Genomic DNA, 15,564 nt, shown 5'->3' with positions numbered 1-15,564 from the left:
CCATGGAACCCGGAACCAGCCGCGACAAGGACAACACCACACGACGGAAGACCACTGCGATGTGCCAGCACCAGCCCACCTGCCCGAGCGCCGAGTCCGCGGACCGCGAGGCGGCCCGCCCCGTGGCGCACCACCCCGAGCAGGGCTGGAGCCTGCTGTGCAACGGCGTCCTGCTCTTCGAGGACACGGGCGAGCTGCTGCCTGACGGCCAGATCATCGCTCCGCACCGGCCGCTCACCATCGCGGCCTGATCCGGCACCTCCACCGGCACCGTCCGGTGGGCTCCAGCGCGACCACACCAGGGCCGGCCCGGCGTCCGCCGCACCGGCCCTGATCCGTGTTCGCTCCCGTGAGGCTCAGCCCTCGTACTCCTCGACCGGCGGGCAGGAGCAGACGAGGTTCCGGTCGCCGTAGGCCCCGTCGATCCGCCGCACCGGCGCCCAGTACTTGTCCCGCGCCTGCTCCCCACCCGGGAAGACCGCCTCCTCGCGGCCGTAAGGGTGCGGCCACTCCCGCGTCAGCTGGGCCACCACATGCGGCGCGTTGCGCAGCGGGTTGTCCTCCGGGCCCCACTCCCCCGATCCGACCTTGTCGATCTCCGCCCGGATCGCGATCATCGCCGCGCAGAAGCGGTCCAGCTCCGCCAGGTCCTCGCTCTCCGTGGGCTCGATCATCAGCGTCCCGGCCACCGGGAAGGACATCGTCGGCGCGTGGAAGCCATAGTCGATCAGCCGCTTGGCGACGTCGTCGATGCTCACCCCGGTCCGCTTCGTCAGGGGCCGCACGTCGATGATGCACTCGTGGGCGACCAGGCCGTTCGGGCCCGTGTACAGCACCGGGTAGTGCGGCTCCAGCCGCTTGGCGACGTAGTTGGCGCCGAGCACCGCGACCTGCGTCGCCTCCCGCAGCCCGGCGCCGCCCATCAGCCGGACGTACGCCCAGGAGATCGGCAGGATGCCCGCGGACCCCCAGGGCGCCCCGGACACCGGCCCGATACCGGTCTCGGGGCCCGCCTCCGGCTGGAGCGGGTGGTTGGGCAGGTACGGCGCCAGGTGCTCCCGCACCCCGATCGGCCCCACGCCCGGCCCGCCGCCGCCGTGCGGGATGCAGAAGGTCTTGTGCAGGTTGAGGTGCGAGACGTCCGCCCCGAACCGGCCGGGCCTGGCGAGCCCCAGCAGCGCGTTGAGGTTCGCGCCGTCCACGTAGACCTGGCCCCCCGCGTCGTGCACCGCCGCGCAGACCTCGGTGATGCCCTCCTCGAACACCCCGTGCGTCGAGGGGTAGGTGACCATCAGGACGGAGAGCGCCTCCCGGTGCTGCTCGATCTTGGCGCGCAGGTCCGCCAGATCGACGTCCCCGTTCTCCCCCGTCCTGACGATGACGACCCGCATGCCCGCCATGACCGCGCTGGCCGCGTTCGTCCCGTGCGCGGAGGACGGGATCAGGCAGACGTTCCGCCGCTCGTCACCGTTGGCCCGGTGGTACGCGCGGACCGCCAGCAGCCCCGCCAGCTCCCCCTGGGAGCCCGCGTTGGGCTGGAGCGAGACCCGGTCGTAGCCGGTGACCTCGGCCAGCCCCTCCTCCAGCTCCCGGATGAGCGTCAGGTACCCCTCCGCCTGGTCCAGCGGCGCGAAGGGGTGCATCGCGCCGAACTCGGGCCAGGTGACGGCCTCCATCTCGGCGGCGGCGTTCAGCTTCATGGTGCACGAGCCGAGCGGGATCATGCCGCGGTCCAGCGCGTAGTCCCGGTCGGCGAGACGGCGCAGGTAGCGGAGCATCGCCGTCTCCGACCGGTACGCGTGGAAGACGGGGTGGGTGAGGTACTCGTCGGCGCGCAGCAGTTCGGCGGGGAGCGCGTCCGGCGTCTCCGCGTCCAGCCGCGCGATGTCGATCTCCTCGGCCCGCAGCCCGAAGGCGCCCCAGACCACGGCCAGTTGCTCCCGGCCGGTGGTCTCGTCACAGGAGATCCCGACGTGGTCGGCGTCCGTCTCGCGCAGGTTGACCCCCGCCTCCCGCGCCGCGCGCACCACCTCGGCGGCCCGGCCCGGCACCCGGGCGGTCAGCGTGTCGAAGTACGCGCCGTGCACCACCTCGACGCCGCCGCCGCGCAGCCCCTCGGCGAGCAGCGCCGCGTAGCGGTGGGTGCGGCGGGCGATCGCCGCCAGGCCCTCCGGGCCGTGGTAGGCCGCGTACATCCCGGCCATCACCGCCAGCAGCACCTGGGCGGTACAGATGTTGCTGGTCGCCTTCTCCCGGCGGATGTGCTGCTCCCGGGTCTGGAGCGCGAGCCGGTAGGCCGGGACGCCGTCGGCGTCCTTCGAGACCCCGACCAGCCGCCCGGGGAGGTTGCGCGCGTAGCTCTCGCGCACCGCCATGTACCCGGCGTGCGGGCCGCCGAAGCCCATCGGGACACCGAAGCGCTGGCTGGAGCCCACCGCGATGTCGGCGCCCAGCTCACCCGGGGAGACGAGCAGGGTCAGGGCCAGCAGATCGGCCGCCACCGTGACCACCGCGCCCAGTTCGTGGGCCCGTTCGACGACCGCGCGGTGGTCACGGACCACACCGGAGGTGCCCGGGTACTGGAGCAGCACCCCGAACACCCCGCGTTCCGCGACCTCGTCCGGCAGCCCCTCGGACAGGTCGGCCACCACGACCTCCACCCCGGTCGGCTCCGCGCGGGTGCGCAGCACCGCGACGGTCTGCGGCAGACAGTCCGCGTCGACCAGGTACACGCCCTCCTTGACCTTGCCGACCCGGCGGGACAGCGCCATCGCCTCGGCCGCCGCGGTCGGTTCGTCCAGCAGGGAGGCGCCCGCGGTGGGCAGCCCGGTCAGATCCGACACCATGGTCTGGAAGTTGAGCAGCGCCTCCAGCCGCCCCTGGGAGATCTCCGGCTGGTACGGGGTGTAGGCGGTGTACCAGGAGGGGTTCTCCATGATGTTGCGGAGGATCACCGGCGGGGTGACGGTGCCGTGATACCCCAGGCCGATCATGGGGTGGAGCACCTGGTTCCGGCGGGCCAGCGCGCGGAGTTCGGCCAGCACCCCGGCCTCGGTCCGGGCCGTGGGAAGCCGCAGGGGCTCGTCGCTCTGGATCGTGCCCGGGACGGCGGCGGAGGTGAGTTCGTCCAGCGAGCCGTATCCGACCTGGGCGAGCATCTTCGCGCGCGCCGCCGGGTCCGGTCCGATGTGACGCTGCTCGAAGGGGGTGCCGCGCTCCAGTTCGGTGAGGGGCATGCGAGGGGCGGTCATCGTCGGGGCCTCCTGGTCCTGTGACCTTCGAGGGCACCGGTGGGTGCCAGGACGGCCTCCCCCTCTGTCATCTCAACCTGAGAGCTTCGCCAGACCGCGACGTACAGCCGGTCAGCTTGCACCGTCGGTGAGGAGGGCGTCAGCCGCAGCCTCAGCCCTGCCTGCTTTCCAGAGTGACCTCACCCGCGCGGTACGTGAGCCTGAGAGATTCCGGGGAGGATTTGCTCCTTCGGCGTCCCCGGCCACATACGCGCCAGGGCACTCTCCCGCACGGGGTCGACAGCCGTTCCTGAGACTACCAGCGAGAACGCCAGGTGGGACCAGGCCGTTCGCCCGAGTGGCCAGCCACGGCAAAGTGCCGTTTCGTTGAGGGAGAACCGGTGTAGCACCCAGCGCAGTGGAGGACCCGTGCGGACAGACATCGATCCCCGCAGCCTGATCGGCAGAAGAGCACTGGACATGCACGGCGCCAAGATCGGCACCGTGGACGAGGTGTACCTGGACGACGCGACGGGTGACCCGGAGTGGGCGGCCGTGCGCACCGGGCTGTTCAGCCGCGACGCCTTCGTGCCCCTGGAGCCCAGCGAACTGGTGGACGACGCGCTCCACGTCCCCTTCGAGCGCTCCCTCATCAAGGAGGCCCCGGACTTCGGGGTGGGCACCCATCTCTCGCCCCAGCAGGAGCTACAGCTCTACTACCACTACGGCCTGGACGTGCCCGCCTCCGAGGAGGAGGGCGAAACCTACCCGCCCGATCAGGACTTCGGGCGCATAGCCGGCTCGGAGGACTGACCCTCCGCGCCGCGCCCGTCACCGGCGGCCACCGGCATCAGCGGTTCCGCCACCTCCAACTCCGGGTCGTCGACCCGGAAGGTACGGACCCGGCCGGGCGGCGATCCCGGGTGCTCGAATCGGACGGTCACCCGCCCGAGGCCGCTGCCCTGCACCCACCCCGGGCCGTGCAGGGCGTGCCACACGTCGTGCCCGGGAATCCACCGCCGCTCCGCCCGGGGCTCGGCACGCTCCCGCTCCCCGGCCGGTTCCGCCTCGCCGGAACCGGCCTCGGGGGCGGCCTCCCGCTCCGCCGTGGCCTGCGCGAAGAGGTCCTCCTGGGTGAAGTCGGCGAGCCCGCTCACCCCCACCCCCAGCAGCCGCACCCCGGCCGTGGTGTCCACCCCGTCGATCAGGCGGGCCGCTGACTCCCGGATCACCGCGGGCTCGTCGGTGGGGCCGCGCAGCGTCTCCGAGCGGGTCAGCGTGGAGAAGTCGTAGCTGCGTACCTTCACCACCACCGTCCGCCCCGAACGGCCCGCCTCCCGGAGACGCTGGGCACAGCGACCGGCCAGCCGCGCCACCTCCAGCTGGACCTGCTGCCGGTCAGTGAGGTCCACGTCGTAGGTGTCCTCCACGGAGACCGACTTGGCGTCCCGCTCCGCCACCACCGGCCGGTCGTCCCGGCCGTGCGCCATCGCGTACAGCGAGGTGCCGTGCGCCTTGCCGAGCAGTCGCAGCAGTTCCGCCTCCCCCGCCGCCGCGGTCTCACCGACCGTGGCGATGCCCGCGCGCCGCAGGGTCTCCGCCGTCGCCGGTCCCACACCGGGCAACGTCCGCACCGGGAGCGGCGCCAGGAGTTCCCGCTCGGTACCCGGTTCGATCAGCACCAGACCGTCCGGCTTCGCACGCTCCGAGGCGATCTTGGCGAGCATCTTGGAGCCAGCCAGCCCGACCGATCCGCTGAGCCCGGTCGCCGCACGGATCGCCGCCCGCAGCCGCTCGCCTACCTCCCGCGGCCCCCGCCCGTCCGACAGTTCCGTCCCGGCCTCCAGGTCGACGAAGGCCTCGTCCAGACTGAGCGGCTCGACCAGTGGGGAGAGCGCGGCCAGCAGCTCCATCACCACATCGCTCAGCCGCCGGTACAGCGCGAAGCGCGGGGAGAGGTAGGCGGCGTTCGGGCACAGCCGCCGCGCCTGCGCCATCGGAAGGGCCGAGCGGACGCCGAAGGGCCGGGCCTCGTACGAGGCGGTGGATACCACCCCGCGCGGCCCCAGCCCGCCCACGATGACCGGTTTCCCCCGCAGGCTGGGCTTGGTCGCCTGCTCCACCGCGGCGAAGAAGGCATCCATGTCCAGATGCAGGATGGTCGGGGCACCTCTCACACCTGCCGATGGTGCCGTATGCCACTGACAGTGGCACCCCCGGCCGCGCCCACGCCCGCCGTTCCGGCGGAGGGGTGATCGCCCGGAACCAGCCCGGAGCGGCGCTCAGCCCGCCCGGTTGCGGCGTCTGGCGAGTTCGTCCCCGGGGTGGAACTCGCCGGGCAGCGCCTCGCCGGTGTCCACACGCTCACCGTGCAACTGCGCGAGAGCCCCGGCCACGTCGCGCCAGACGACGCCCACCGCGATGCCGAAGACCCCCTGGCCGCCCTGGAGCAGGTCGACGACCTCGTCCGGCGAGGAGCACTCGTAGACGGTGGCCCCGTCACTCATCAACGTCATCTGCGCGAGGTCGGTGACGCCCCGGGACCGCAGATGCCGCACGGCGGTCCGGATGTTCTGAAGGGAGACCCCGGTGTCGAGCAACCGCTTGACGATCTTGAGTACGACGATGTCGCGGAAGCTGTAGAGACGCTGGCTCCCCGAGCCGTGCGCCGGGCGGATGCTGGGCTCGACCAGTCCGGTCCTGGCCCAGTAGTCCAGCTGTCGGTAGGTGATACCGGCCGCCGTGCAGGCCGTGGGGCCGCGGTAGCCAACCTCCTCCGACGCGTCCGCCGGCGCCTCCACGCTCCGCACGGGGGTCTGCGCTGCGGGCTCGGGAAGCGGGGAGGAGTCGCCCGCCACCAGGCCATCGCCGCCGGTGCCTGTCACGCCGACCTCCGTCCCTTCACGTTCCGGGCAGCCCCCGGAACCTGCCCAACCGAAGGTAGGCAGTCCCCCGGGGCGCGTCAACGATCGCCGCCTTCGGCACGCCGAGTGATAATCACCCAAGGTGTGGTTTGACTCGGACCCAGCCGGGAACGGCTGCCAGGTTGTCCGCGAGCGGCCACCGGACGGCGCCGAAACGCGTCAGCGAGCCGGCTCACTGACTGCTGGTACCGAAGTCCTCGGGCGAGATCTGGTCCAGGAACTCACGGAACTTCTCCACCTCGTCCTCCTGCTCGTCGGGAATGGCGATCCCCGCGTCGTCCAGGACTCCGTCACTGCCGTAGATCGGCGTCCCGGTACGCAGCGCCAGCGCTATGGCGTCGGACGGACGGGCGCTCACCTCTACCCCGCTGGCGAAGACCAGCTCCGCGTAGAAGACGCCCTCGCGCAGATCCACGATGCGGACGGCGGTCAGCTCCTGCCCCACTGCTTCCAGAACGTCCTTGAACAGATCGTGAGTCAGTGGACGCGCGGGCGTCATGCCCTGCTGGGCGAAGGCGATCGCCGTCGCCTCCCCCGGGCCGATCCAAATGGGGAGGTATCGATCGCCTCCCACCTCCCGCAGGAGCACGATCGGTTGGTTGGAGGGCATTTCAACCCGGACACCCACAACGTCGAGCTCATTCACACAGCAACCCTAGGCGCTGCCCGGCCTGTTTGGGTAGTCGGGCACTCTTTCGGCGTCGGCATCCGTGTACCGACCGCGCTCCGTCAGCCCCAGCTCTCGATGGAGGAACGTCGTGTACAGCCGTGCGGAGAGCGCCGCCAGCTCCCTCGCCGCCGCCGCGCCGGGCTCGCCCTCGCGGCGGGCCCCACCGCGCCTCAGCGGCGCCGTGACCTGCTCGACCAGCCCGGCCATCCGCTCCGCCGCGGCCTTCGTGGAGCGCAGGTGCCGCGGTTCCAGGCCGTACCGCCCCAGCTCGGCGCAGAGCCGCGCCACCGCCAGATCCTCCGCCGCGTACTCGTCCGATTCCGGCTCCTCCTCGGGGCCGGTGAGCGCGCCTCGGGGGCCGAGCAGACCGTACGCCTCCCATCTGGTGAGCGTGGGCTCGTCCGCCCCGGTGACGGCCAGCAGCTCGGCGCGGCTCACCGGAGGCGGCGCGGCCTCCACGCCGCCGCCCTCAGCCGGGGTGGGAGAGGGGAGTACCGGCACGCCGCCCCCGTCATCGAGGCGAGCCCGGATGGCCGCCAGCGGCAGCGCCTGATCCCGGCGGAGCCGCAGCACCTCGCGGATCCGCCCCACGGCCGCCGGGCTGAGCTTCCAGGGGGCGTCCCGCGCCCGCTCGGCCCCCAGCAGCCCCTCCGCCTCCAGGAAGCGCACGACGGTGACCGACAGCTCGGGGAACTCCTCGCGCAGCGCCTCGACGGCGGCCCCCACACTGACCGAAGCGGCCGGTCCGGTGTCGGTTTCCGTGATCGAGTCGACACCGTCCGGCCGCATGTGCGCCGCCCTTTCTCAGAAGCGTCAGGCCGCCCGAGAGCTCGCGTAGAACACCAGGCGGTACTTGCCGATCTGCACCTCGTCCCCGTTGCCCAGCGGAACGCCGGACTCGATGCGCTCGCGGTTGACGTAGGTGCCGTTCAGACTCCCGACGTCCGAGACCGAGAAGCCCTCGGCGGTCCGCCGGAACTCCACGTGCCGCCGGGAGACCGTCACATCGTCCAGGAAGATGTCGCTCTCCGGGTGACGCCCCGCCGTGGTCACCTCACCGTCCAGCAGGAACCTGCTGCCCGAGTTGGGGCCCCGGCGCACCACGAGCAGCGCGGAACCCATCGGCAGCGCGTCCACAGCGGCCTGGGCCTCCGGGGCGAGGACGGGCGACTGGTGCTGGCCGGTCACCTCTGCCTCGTAGGCCTCCAGCCCGGAGATGGAGATGGTGGAGGTGGTCTCCGAGGACCTCTCGGGGGCGGCGGCACGGAGTGGCGCACCGCAGTTGGAGCAGAACCGGCTGGCCTCCGCGACGCGGGTCCCGCACCTGTTACACACCGGCAAGGAAGGTCCTCCGCCCGATCGCGCCTGTGCTGACTGGTCGGAACCTATGCTTCCTGACGCTCCGGGGTCAACTGAGCCCGCTGCGTAACCATCGGTGGCGCCGGGGCCGGACGGACCGACCTCGTCCCGGAACAACGGCCGCTCCGGGTTCTCCCCCATACCGTTCCCCTGGGCGTCAGCGTGCCGGGGAGCGCGATGCCGTGCGGCACCGCCGCCGCTCTCCTGGCGGCCCTTGCGGAACAACTTCGCAAAAAAACTCACGGGCGATTCCCCTCGCACGAAACAGACCCGCCCGTGGGGCAGGACAGACCCTCGATACTCTCATTGGCCGATACGGACGCCCAGACAACGTCCGTGGCCTGTGGACAGTTTCCACGATGCGGTGCCCCACGGACCCGCCGACCCCCTGCGTTCCCTGCCGTCTGGTCACGACGATGACGACCGAGCGTAGTCAGGCCGCTTCGCGGACCGCAAGGCGTCAACCGTGATCTTCCCCGAGCGTGCCACATCCACCGTGGCCTGCTCCTTCTTGAGCGTCTGCACCACCCCGCCGGGGATGTTCAGCGCGGGCTCAAGATCCTGCGGCTTGCCGATGACCTGGAAACGGTACGGCTGCCCGACCTTCCGGCCGTCCACCCGCACGCCACCCCCGCTGTCCGAGAAGTACGTGCTCGCCACCACCCGCACGCCGTTGACCTCGATGGCCTCCGCGCCCGCGGCACGCAGCTCCTGCACGGTGTCAAGCAGCATGTCAGCCTCGACGGCCCCGCCCTCGTCACGGATGGTGAGCTGGATACCCGGCCCCTCCGCCGCGACCGTACCGGCCAGCACGCCGAGTTGCTGCTCCTTCTTGCGCGTCTGCTTGCGCGCCTCCTCGGCCTGGTCCGAGCTGTTCTCCAACTCGGTGCGCTGGCCCTGGAGTTCCTGCTTCTCGTCCTCCAGCCGCTTGGTGCGGTCGTCCAGCTCGTCCAGGATGCGCACCAGGTCCTCGTGCCGGGCGCCACGCAGCGCGCTGTTCTCACTCGTCGACCGCACCTGGATGGCCAGACCCAGACCGAGGACGAACAGCAGCAGCGCCACGATCAGCTGCGCCCGGCTCGCCCGGGGCGGCCACAGCGCCTTCCGCAGCCGCTGGCGTCCCGTCAGGCCGTCCCCACCCGCGGTGTCGCCCGCCGCGCCCTCCCCGGGCTCGGTGACGGACTCGGTGCCAGGCTCCGTGCCGGGCTCGTCAGGCGCGCCGTCCGCGCCCCGCTCCGCGCCCTTCGAGGGGCGCTCGGGGGGCAGCTCTCCCGGCAGCCGGTTCTCGTCGCTCACCGGCCTCACGCCCGGAAGACGTGCCGCCGGATGGCGGCGGCGTTGGAGAAGATGCGGATGCCGAGGACCACGACGACGCCGGTGGACAGCTGCGCGCCCACCCCGAGCTTGTCGCCCAGGAAGACGATCAGCGCCGCCACCACCACGTTGGAGAGGAACGAGACGACGAACACCTTGTCGTCGAAGATCCCGTCAAGCATGGCCCGCAGTCCCCCGAAGACCGCGTCCAGGGCGGCGACGACGGCGATCGGCAGGTAGGGCTCGACCACCGTCGGCACCACGGGCCGGACGACGAGTCCGGCCACCACTCCCACCACCAGACCCAGTACCGCGATCACGATGTGCTGCCCTCTCCTGTCTGTGCGGGCTTGGCGCTGCGCACGATGAGGCGTGGCGCGGCAGGCAACCTCACCTCGTCCTGCACGGAAATACTGGCGCCGATCCCGAAGTTCTCCCGCAGCGCGTGCAGGTACCGTCCGTCGGCGCTGTCCTGGAAAGCGGTACTCAGCCGCTGTCCCGGCCCCACGGCGAGCATCGTGTAGGGCGGCACAAGGGGCTTATTGTCAACCAGTATGGCGTCGCCCGCCGCCCGAATCGCCGAAAGGGACGTGAGCCGCTGGCCGTTGACGGACAGCGCCTCCGCGCCCGAGGCCCAGAGCCCGTTGACGACACGCTGGAGGTCGCGGTCCCGGACCCGCCCCGTGTCCGAGAAGCCGCTGCTCTCCCGGGGACCACCGGTGTCGCTGTCCTTGGTGTCCTTCGCGTCGTCCACCACCAGCTTGATGCCGGGGCCCTTCACCGGGAGCGCCCCGGAGAGCATGCCCGTCACCTCGGCTCGTCCGCTGCCGTGCTTCTCCAGCGCCTCGCGCTGCCGCGCGTCCACCGTCGACCGCAGGCTGTCCACCCGCTTCTGTAGGGCGTCCGCGTCGGCGTTGCCGTCCTCGATCCGCTTGATCAGCTCTTCGTTCTCCCGCGCGATGGTGGGGGCGGCGATCCGCGCCTGGGCCGCGCCCACGGTGACCACGAGAGCCGCCAGGATGAGCCCGGCCGCCAGCCAGAGCCGCCCGCGCAGCGTACGCGGAAGGCCGGCGCGGCCCTCCGCCTCCCGCTTGGCCGCCGCCTGCGCGTAGCCCTCGTCGAGGCTGTGGTCCATGACGTTGTTCAGCAGCGACATGGAGGCGTCAGGGCGCGGAGGACGCCCAGGGGAACTCCGGTCCGGGGGCTGCTGCGGCATGCCGCACATCGTCGCACGGGCCCGTCGCGTCCGCCGAACGGGCCCAGCGGTGTGCCGGGGCGCGGGAGTTGCGCGCACGGTCCCCCGGACCGGGGGCCGCCGTCACTTCCCCGCGCCGTCGACCACCGCCGACCACTCGTCCAGCAGGGCCTGCGCGGAGGCGTCGTCCGGCCCCTCCGCCCACAGGTGCGTCACGGCCTCGGCGGGGTCGGGCAGCACCATCACCCAGCGTCCGTCCGACTCCACCACCCGCACCCCGTCGGTGGTGTCCACCCAGCGGTCCCCGGCCGCCTCGACCACACTGCGCATCACAAGTCCCTTGACAGCCCAGGGAGTTGCCACGTCCCGGAGGAGCACGTGCGCCCGCGGGATCCGCGCGTCGATCTGGCTCACCGTCAGCTGCGTACGCGCCACCAGTCCGAGGAGGCGGACGAAGGCGGCGGTGCTGTCGAAGACCGAGCTGAACTCCGGGACGATGAAGCCGCCCCGGCCGTCACCCCCGAAGACCGTCGTCTCGTCACGGCTCACCCGCGTCAGGTCGTCGGGCGAGGTCGTCGTCCACTCCACCTGGGTGCCGTGGTAGGCGGCCACCTGCTCGGCGATCCGGGTCGTGGTCACCGGGAGCGCCACCCGGCCGCTCCGCCGCTCCGCCGCGACCAGGTCGAGCAGCACCAGCAGCACCCGGTGGTCCTCCACGATCCGGCCACGCTCGTCGACCAGCGACAGTCGCTCTCCCACCGGGTCGAACCGGATACCGAAGGCCGCCCGGGCCGAGGCGACGATCTCGCCCAGCCGCACCAGACCGGACCGCCTGCTCTCCACGGTCTCCGTCGGCCGGGACTCGTCCAGCCCGGGATTGATCGTCAGGGAGTCCACCCCGAGCCGTCCGAGCAGGCTCGGCAGCACCAGCCCGGCGCTGCCGTTCGAGGCGTCGACGACCACCTTGAGCCCGGACTCCGCGACCCCCGTGGTGTCCACGGCCCGCAGCAACGTCCCCGTGTACGAGTCGAACACGCTGGCCGGAAAGCGCAGATCGCCGATCTCGCCGGGGAACGCCCGGCGGTACTCCTGCCGCGCGTACACCCGGTCCAGCTTGCGCTGCGCGGCCTGGGAGAGGTCGGCTCCCCGCTCGTCGAAGAACATGATGTCCACGGAGTCGGGGGTGCCGGTGGTGGTGCGGATCATGATGCCGCCCGCACTGCCCCGGGCGGTCTGCTGACGGGCCACCGGCAGGGGCACGTTCTCCAGGTCCCGGACGTCGATGGCGCTGGCCTGGAGCGCGGAGATCATCGCGCGCTTGAGCGCCCGGGCACCCCGTGAGTGGTCACGGGCCGTGGTGACGGTCGAGCCCTTCTTCAGGGTCGTGGCGTAGGCACCGGCCAGCCGAACGGCCAGTTCCGGGGTGATCTCGACGTTCAGGATCCCGCTGACGCCCCGCGCGCCGAACAGGCGCGCCTGCCCCCGCGACTCCCAGATGACCGAGGTGTTGACGAACGCCCCCGCCTCGATGGTCTTGAACGGGTAGACCCGCACGTTCCCCTGGACGATCGACTCCTCGCCGATCAGACACTCGTCCCCGATGACCGCGCCGTCCTCGATACGGGACGCCCGCATGATGTCGGTGTTCTTGCCCACCACGCAGCCACGCAGGTTGGACTGCTGACCGATGTACACGTTGTCGTCCACCACGGCGCGGTGCAGGAAAGCGCCGCTCTTGACCACGACGTTCGACCCGATGACGGAGTGCTCCCGCAACTCCGTGTCCGCCTCGACCTTGGCGTAGTCCCCGATGTACAGCGGACCGCGCAGGACGGCGTCCGGGTGCACCTCCGCCCCCTCGGCGACCCACACACCGGGCGAGATCTCGAACCCGTCGATCTCGACGTCGACCTTGCCTTCCAGAACATCGGCCTGGGCCTTCACATAGCTCTCGTGGGTGCCGACGTCTTCCCAGTACCCCTCGGCGACGTACCCGTAGATCGTCTTCCCTTCCTTCATCAGCTGCGGGAAGACGTCGCCGGACCAGTCGACGGGAACATCCGGCTCGACGTAGTCGAATACCTCGGGCTCCATGACGTAGATACCGGTGTTCACCGTGTCCGAGAACACCTGGCCCCAGGTCGGCTTCTCCAGGAAACGCTCGACCCGGCCCTCCTCGTCGAGAATCGTGATGCCGAATTCCAGGGGATTGGGAACGCGGGTGAGGCAGACCGTCACCATCGCCTCGCGTTCCTTGTGGAATCGGATGAGATCGGTCAGGTCGAAATCCGTGAGCGCGTCGCCGGAAATCACGAGGAAGGAGTCGTCCTTCAGCGCCTCCTCGGCGTTCTTGACGCTTCCCGCGGTGCCGAGCGGCTTCTCCTCGTTGGCGTACGCGAGGTCCATGCCGAGTTCTTCGCCGTCACCGAAGTAGTTCTTGACCAGAGAGGCCAGGAACTGCACCGTCACCACGGTCTCGGTCAGCCCGTGGCGCTTCAGCAAGCGCAGCACGTGCTCCATGATCGGGCGGTTTACCACGGGCAGCAGGGGCTTGGGCATACTCGCGGTCATGGGGCGCAACCGAGTGCCCTCTCCCCCAGCCATCACGACGGCCTTCATGTCGGAAGCGTCCTCCTTGCGAGACGACGGTGATACCGACTCCACTCATCCGGCTGGCCCACGGCTCTCCCGCGGGGGCAACCAACCTCTACGACGCTGGAAAGGCGAGCTCAGTCGGCCTCTGCGTCCGCCCGGACGAGGCGGCGGACCTGGACCACGTAGAGGATCCCTGCCCACCAGTACAGCGTGGTACCCCAGCCAGCGAACGCCCATCCGAAAATAGCAGCAAGTGACGCAATCCACCCGCTCCCGTCGCTGAGCAAGAGCAGCGGGAAGGCGTACATGAGGTTGAAGGTGGCGGCTTTTCCGAGGAAGTTCACCTGCGGGGGCGCGTATCCGTGCCGGTCCAGCACCCACACCATGACCAGCAGGAGCAGTTCCCGCGCCAGCAGCACCGCGGTCAGCCATACGGGCAGGATGTCGCGCCAGGTGAGGCCCACCAGGGTGGAGAGTATGTAGAGCCGGTCGGCCGCGGGGTCCAGGATCCGGCCGAGGTTGCTGACCTGGTTCCAGCGGCGGGCGAGCTTTCCGTCGAGGTAGTCGCTCACTCCGCTGAGCGCCAGAACGAGCAGGGCCCAGCCATCGCAGTTCGGCCCGTTGAATTCCGGCCAGAGAATCAGCCAGAGGAAAAGGGGAACACCGGCGAGACGAGCCATACTCAGGATGTTCGGAATGGTGAAAACCCGGTCCGTCTGGACCTCTGCCTCCTGGACCTCCACCCGGGAGCCTCCCCGTTGAGTAGCGCGCCGACGACGATGCCCCATGACTCTACCGGCACCCCGCGGACACCCCACACGAGGGTCGGTCATGCCAGCCGGACACGAACGAGGTCCGGCCCGGAGGCGAACTCACCGCCGAGACGGCGCAGTTCCGCGAACAGCCGGAGATCCTCCAAACGCGAAGAGGCCCTGGAACCAGTGCTCTCACACCAGCCTCCAGGGCCTCAACCACACAAAGTTCGGCGGTGACCTACTCTCCCACGAGGTCCCCCTCGCAGTACCATCGGCGCTGGCAGGCTTAGCTTCCGGGTTCGGAATGTAACCGGGCGTTCCCCCACCGCTATAACCACCGAAACACACCCACACCAACAACCCACCCCCACAAACAAGGGCATGAGCCACATCGGCATGGAAAACACGCAACACACTCTTCAAAAATAAACAAAGAAGAATAGTCGTTGTCTCAGAAACCACACAGTGAACGCGAGCACCTACGGACAAGCCCTCGGCCTATTAGTACCGGTCAACTCCACCCATTACTAGGCTTCCATATCCGGCCTATCAACCCCGTCATCTCCAGGGAGCCTTAACCCCACAAAGGGGGTGGGAGTCCTCATCTCGAAGCAGGCTTCCCGCTTAGATGCTTTCAGCGGTTATCCCTCCCGAACGTAGCCAACCAGCCATGCCCTTGGCAGAACAACTGGCACACCAGAGGTTCGTCCGTCCCGGTCCTCTCGTACTAGGGACAGCCCTTCTCAAGACTCCTCCGCGCGCAGCGGATAGGGACCGAACTGTCTCACGACGTTCTAAACCCAGCTCGCGTACCGCTTTAATGGGCGAACAGCCCAACCCTTGGGACCGACTCCAGCCCCAGGATGCGACGAGCCGACATCGAGGTGCCAAACCATCCCGTCGATACGGACTCTTGGGGAAGATCAGCCTGTTATCCCCGGGGTACCTTTTATCCGTTGAGCGACGGCGCTTCCACAAGCCACCGCCGGATCACTAGTCCCGACTTTCGTCCCTGCTCGACCCGTCAGTCTCACAGTCAAGCTCCCTTGTGCACTTACACTCACCACCTGATGACCAACCAGGCTGAGGGAACCTTTGGGCGCCTCCGTTACCCTTTAGGAGGCAACCGCCCCAGTTAAACTACCCACCAGACACTGTCCCTGATCCGGATCACGGACCCAGGTTCAGGCATCCAGCACGACCAGAGTGGTATTTCAACAACGACTCCACCAACGCTGGCGCGTCAATATCACAGTCTCCCACCTATCCTACACAAGCCGAACCGAACACCAATATCAAGCTATAGTAAAGGTCCCGGGGTCTTTCCGTCCTGCTGCGCGAAACGAGCATCTTTACTCGTAGTGCAATTTCACCGGGCCTATGGTTGAGACAGCCGAGAAGTCGTTACGCCATTCGTGCAGGTCGGAACTTACCCGACAAGGAATTTCGCTACCTTAGGATGGTTATAGTTACCACCGCCGTTTACTGGCGCTTAAGTTCCCAGCCCCGCCACCCCCAAAAG

13 protein-coding genes, 2 rRNA genes and 1 riboswitch (1 of these 16 only partly in view) are annotated in these 15,564 nt (G+C 69.8%); of the genes, 2 read left to right on the top strand and 13 right to left on the bottom strand.

Annotated features, from left to right (window positions below; genetic code table 11):
* The first annotated feature begins 59 nt into the window (after positions 1-59).
* The gene (locus tag E0L36_RS09185) at positions 60-251 is read left to right on the top strand and encodes a DUF5999 family protein (RefSeq protein ID WP_180928689.1); all 192 of its coding nucleotides are present in this window, start codon (positions 60-62) and stop codon (positions 249-251) included.
* Between the two features lie 105 nt (positions 252-356).
* On the opposite strand, the gene gcvP is transcribed toward E0L36_RS09185, so the two are convergent.
* Positions 357-3,251 (bottom strand): aminomethyl-transferring glycine dehydrogenase, encoded by a 2,895-nt coding sequence (gene gcvP, locus E0L36_RS09180; protein WP_180928321.1) that lies wholly within the window; start codon positions 3,249-3,251, stop codon positions 357-359.
* A 178-nt stretch (positions 3,252-3,429) separates the two neighbouring features.
* Positions 3,430-3,530, bottom strand: a riboswitch (glycine riboswitch).
* 180 nt (positions 3,531-3,710) lie between these two features.
* Here gcvP and E0L36_RS09175 point away from each other — a divergent pair.
* On the top strand, positions 3,711-4,043 hold the full coding sequence (locus tag E0L36_RS09175; protein WP_219636490.1) for a PRC-barrel domain-containing protein: 333 nt from the start codon (positions 3,711-3,713) through the stop codon (positions 4,041-4,043).
* Here the strand turns inward: E0L36_RS09175 and E0L36_RS09170 are convergent.
* The 12 genes from E0L36_RS09170 to E0L36_RS09115 form a co-directional block, all read right to left on the bottom strand.
* Positions 4,007-5,407, bottom strand: a complete 1,401-nt coding sequence (locus tag E0L36_RS09170) for a DNA polymerase IV (RefSeq protein WP_180928319.1) — start codon at positions 5,405-5,407, stop codon at positions 4,007-4,009. The two genes, E0L36_RS09175 and E0L36_RS09170, sit on opposite strands and share 37 nt — an antisense overlap.
* A gap of 105 nt (positions 5,408-5,512) precedes the next feature.
* A complete protein-coding gene (locus E0L36_RS09165; RefSeq protein ID WP_180928318.1) occupies positions 5,513-6,115 on the bottom strand; it encodes a MerR family transcriptional regulator in 603 nt (200 codons plus the stop codon).
* A 211-nt stretch (positions 6,116-6,326) separates the two neighbouring features.
* Entirely contained in the window at positions 6,327-6,800 is a 474-nt protein-coding gene (locus tag E0L36_RS09160) for a bifunctional nuclease family protein (RefSeq protein ID WP_180928317.1), read from the bottom strand.
* A 9-nt stretch (positions 6,801-6,809) separates the two neighbouring features.
* Entirely contained in the window at positions 6,810-7,613 is an 804-nt protein-coding gene (locus tag E0L36_RS09155) for a MerR family transcriptional regulator (RefSeq protein WP_258015940.1), read from the bottom strand.
* Positions 7,614-7,637: 24 nt separating this feature from the next.
* On the bottom strand, positions 7,638-8,159 hold the full coding sequence (locus tag E0L36_RS28240; protein WP_308416676.1) for an FHA domain-containing protein: 522 nt from the start codon (positions 8,157-8,159) through the stop codon (positions 7,638-7,640).
* 432 nt (positions 8,160-8,591) lie between these two features.
* Entirely contained in the window at positions 8,592-9,479 is an 888-nt protein-coding gene (locus E0L36_RS09145; protein WP_180928315.1) for a DUF881 domain-containing protein, read from the bottom strand.
* A 5-nt stretch (positions 9,480-9,484) separates the two neighbouring features.
* Positions 9,485-9,817, bottom strand: coding sequence for a small basic family protein (locus tag E0L36_RS09140; RefSeq protein ID WP_180928314.1), 333 nt, complete (start codon positions 9,815-9,817; stop codon positions 9,485-9,487).
* Positions 9,814-10,722: a DUF881 domain-containing protein gene (locus E0L36_RS09135; RefSeq protein WP_180928313.1), complete on the bottom strand. Its 909-nt coding sequence runs from the start codon at positions 10,720-10,722 to the stop codon at positions 9,814-9,816. Before E0L36_RS09135 ends, E0L36_RS09140 begins: the two co-directional genes overlap by 4 nt.
* A gap of 93 nt (positions 10,723-10,815) precedes the next feature.
* Positions 10,816-13,311, bottom strand: a complete 2,496-nt coding sequence (locus tag E0L36_RS09130) for a mannose-1-phosphate guanyltransferase (protein ID WP_180928312.1) — start codon at positions 13,309-13,311, stop codon at positions 10,816-10,818.
* Positions 13,312-13,421: 110 nt separating this feature from the next.
* On the bottom strand, positions 13,422-14,030 hold the full coding sequence (locus E0L36_RS09125; RefSeq protein ID WP_180928311.1) for a CDP-alcohol phosphatidyltransferase family protein: 609 nt from the start codon (positions 14,028-14,030) through the stop codon (positions 13,422-13,424).
* A gap of 237 nt (positions 14,031-14,267) precedes the next feature.
* Positions 14,268-14,384, bottom strand: a 5S ribosomal RNA gene (rrf, locus tag E0L36_RS09120).
* A 139-nt stretch (positions 14,385-14,523) separates the two neighbouring features.
* Positions 14,524-15,564, bottom strand: a 23S ribosomal RNA gene (locus E0L36_RS09115); it runs 2,086 nt beyond the window's last position.

It is taken from the genome of Streptomyces sp. AJS327 (assembly GCF_013450295.1).
Classification (GTDB): Bacteria; Actinomycetota; Actinomycetes; order Streptomycetales; family Streptomycetaceae; genus Streptomyces.
This window is presented reverse-complemented; position numbering and strand designations above follow the sequence as displayed.

Coding starts and splice junctions, on each gene's coding strand:
- E0L36_RS09135 (WP_180928313.1), bottom strand. CDS start 10,722: ATGTGCGGCATGCCGCAGCAGCCCCCGGACCGGAGTTCCCCTGGGCGT.
- E0L36_RS09175 (WP_219636490.1), top strand. CDS start 3,711: ATGCACGGCGCCAAGATCGGCACCGTGGACGAGGTGTACCTGGACGAC.
- E0L36_RS09130 (WP_180928312.1), bottom strand. CDS start 13,311: ATGAAGGCCGTCGTGATGGCTGGGGGAGAGGGCACTCGGTTGCGCCCC.
- gcvP (WP_180928321.1), bottom strand. CDS start 3,251: ATGACCGCCCCTCGCATGCCCCTCACCGAACTGGAGCGCGGCACCCCC.
- E0L36_RS09185 (WP_180928689.1), top strand. CDS start 60: ATGTGCCAGCACCAGCCCACCTGCCCGAGCGCCGAGTCCGCGGACCGC.
- E0L36_RS09155 (WP_258015940.1), bottom strand. CDS start 7,613: ATGCGGCCGGACGGTGTCGACTCGATCACGGAAACCGACACCGGACCG.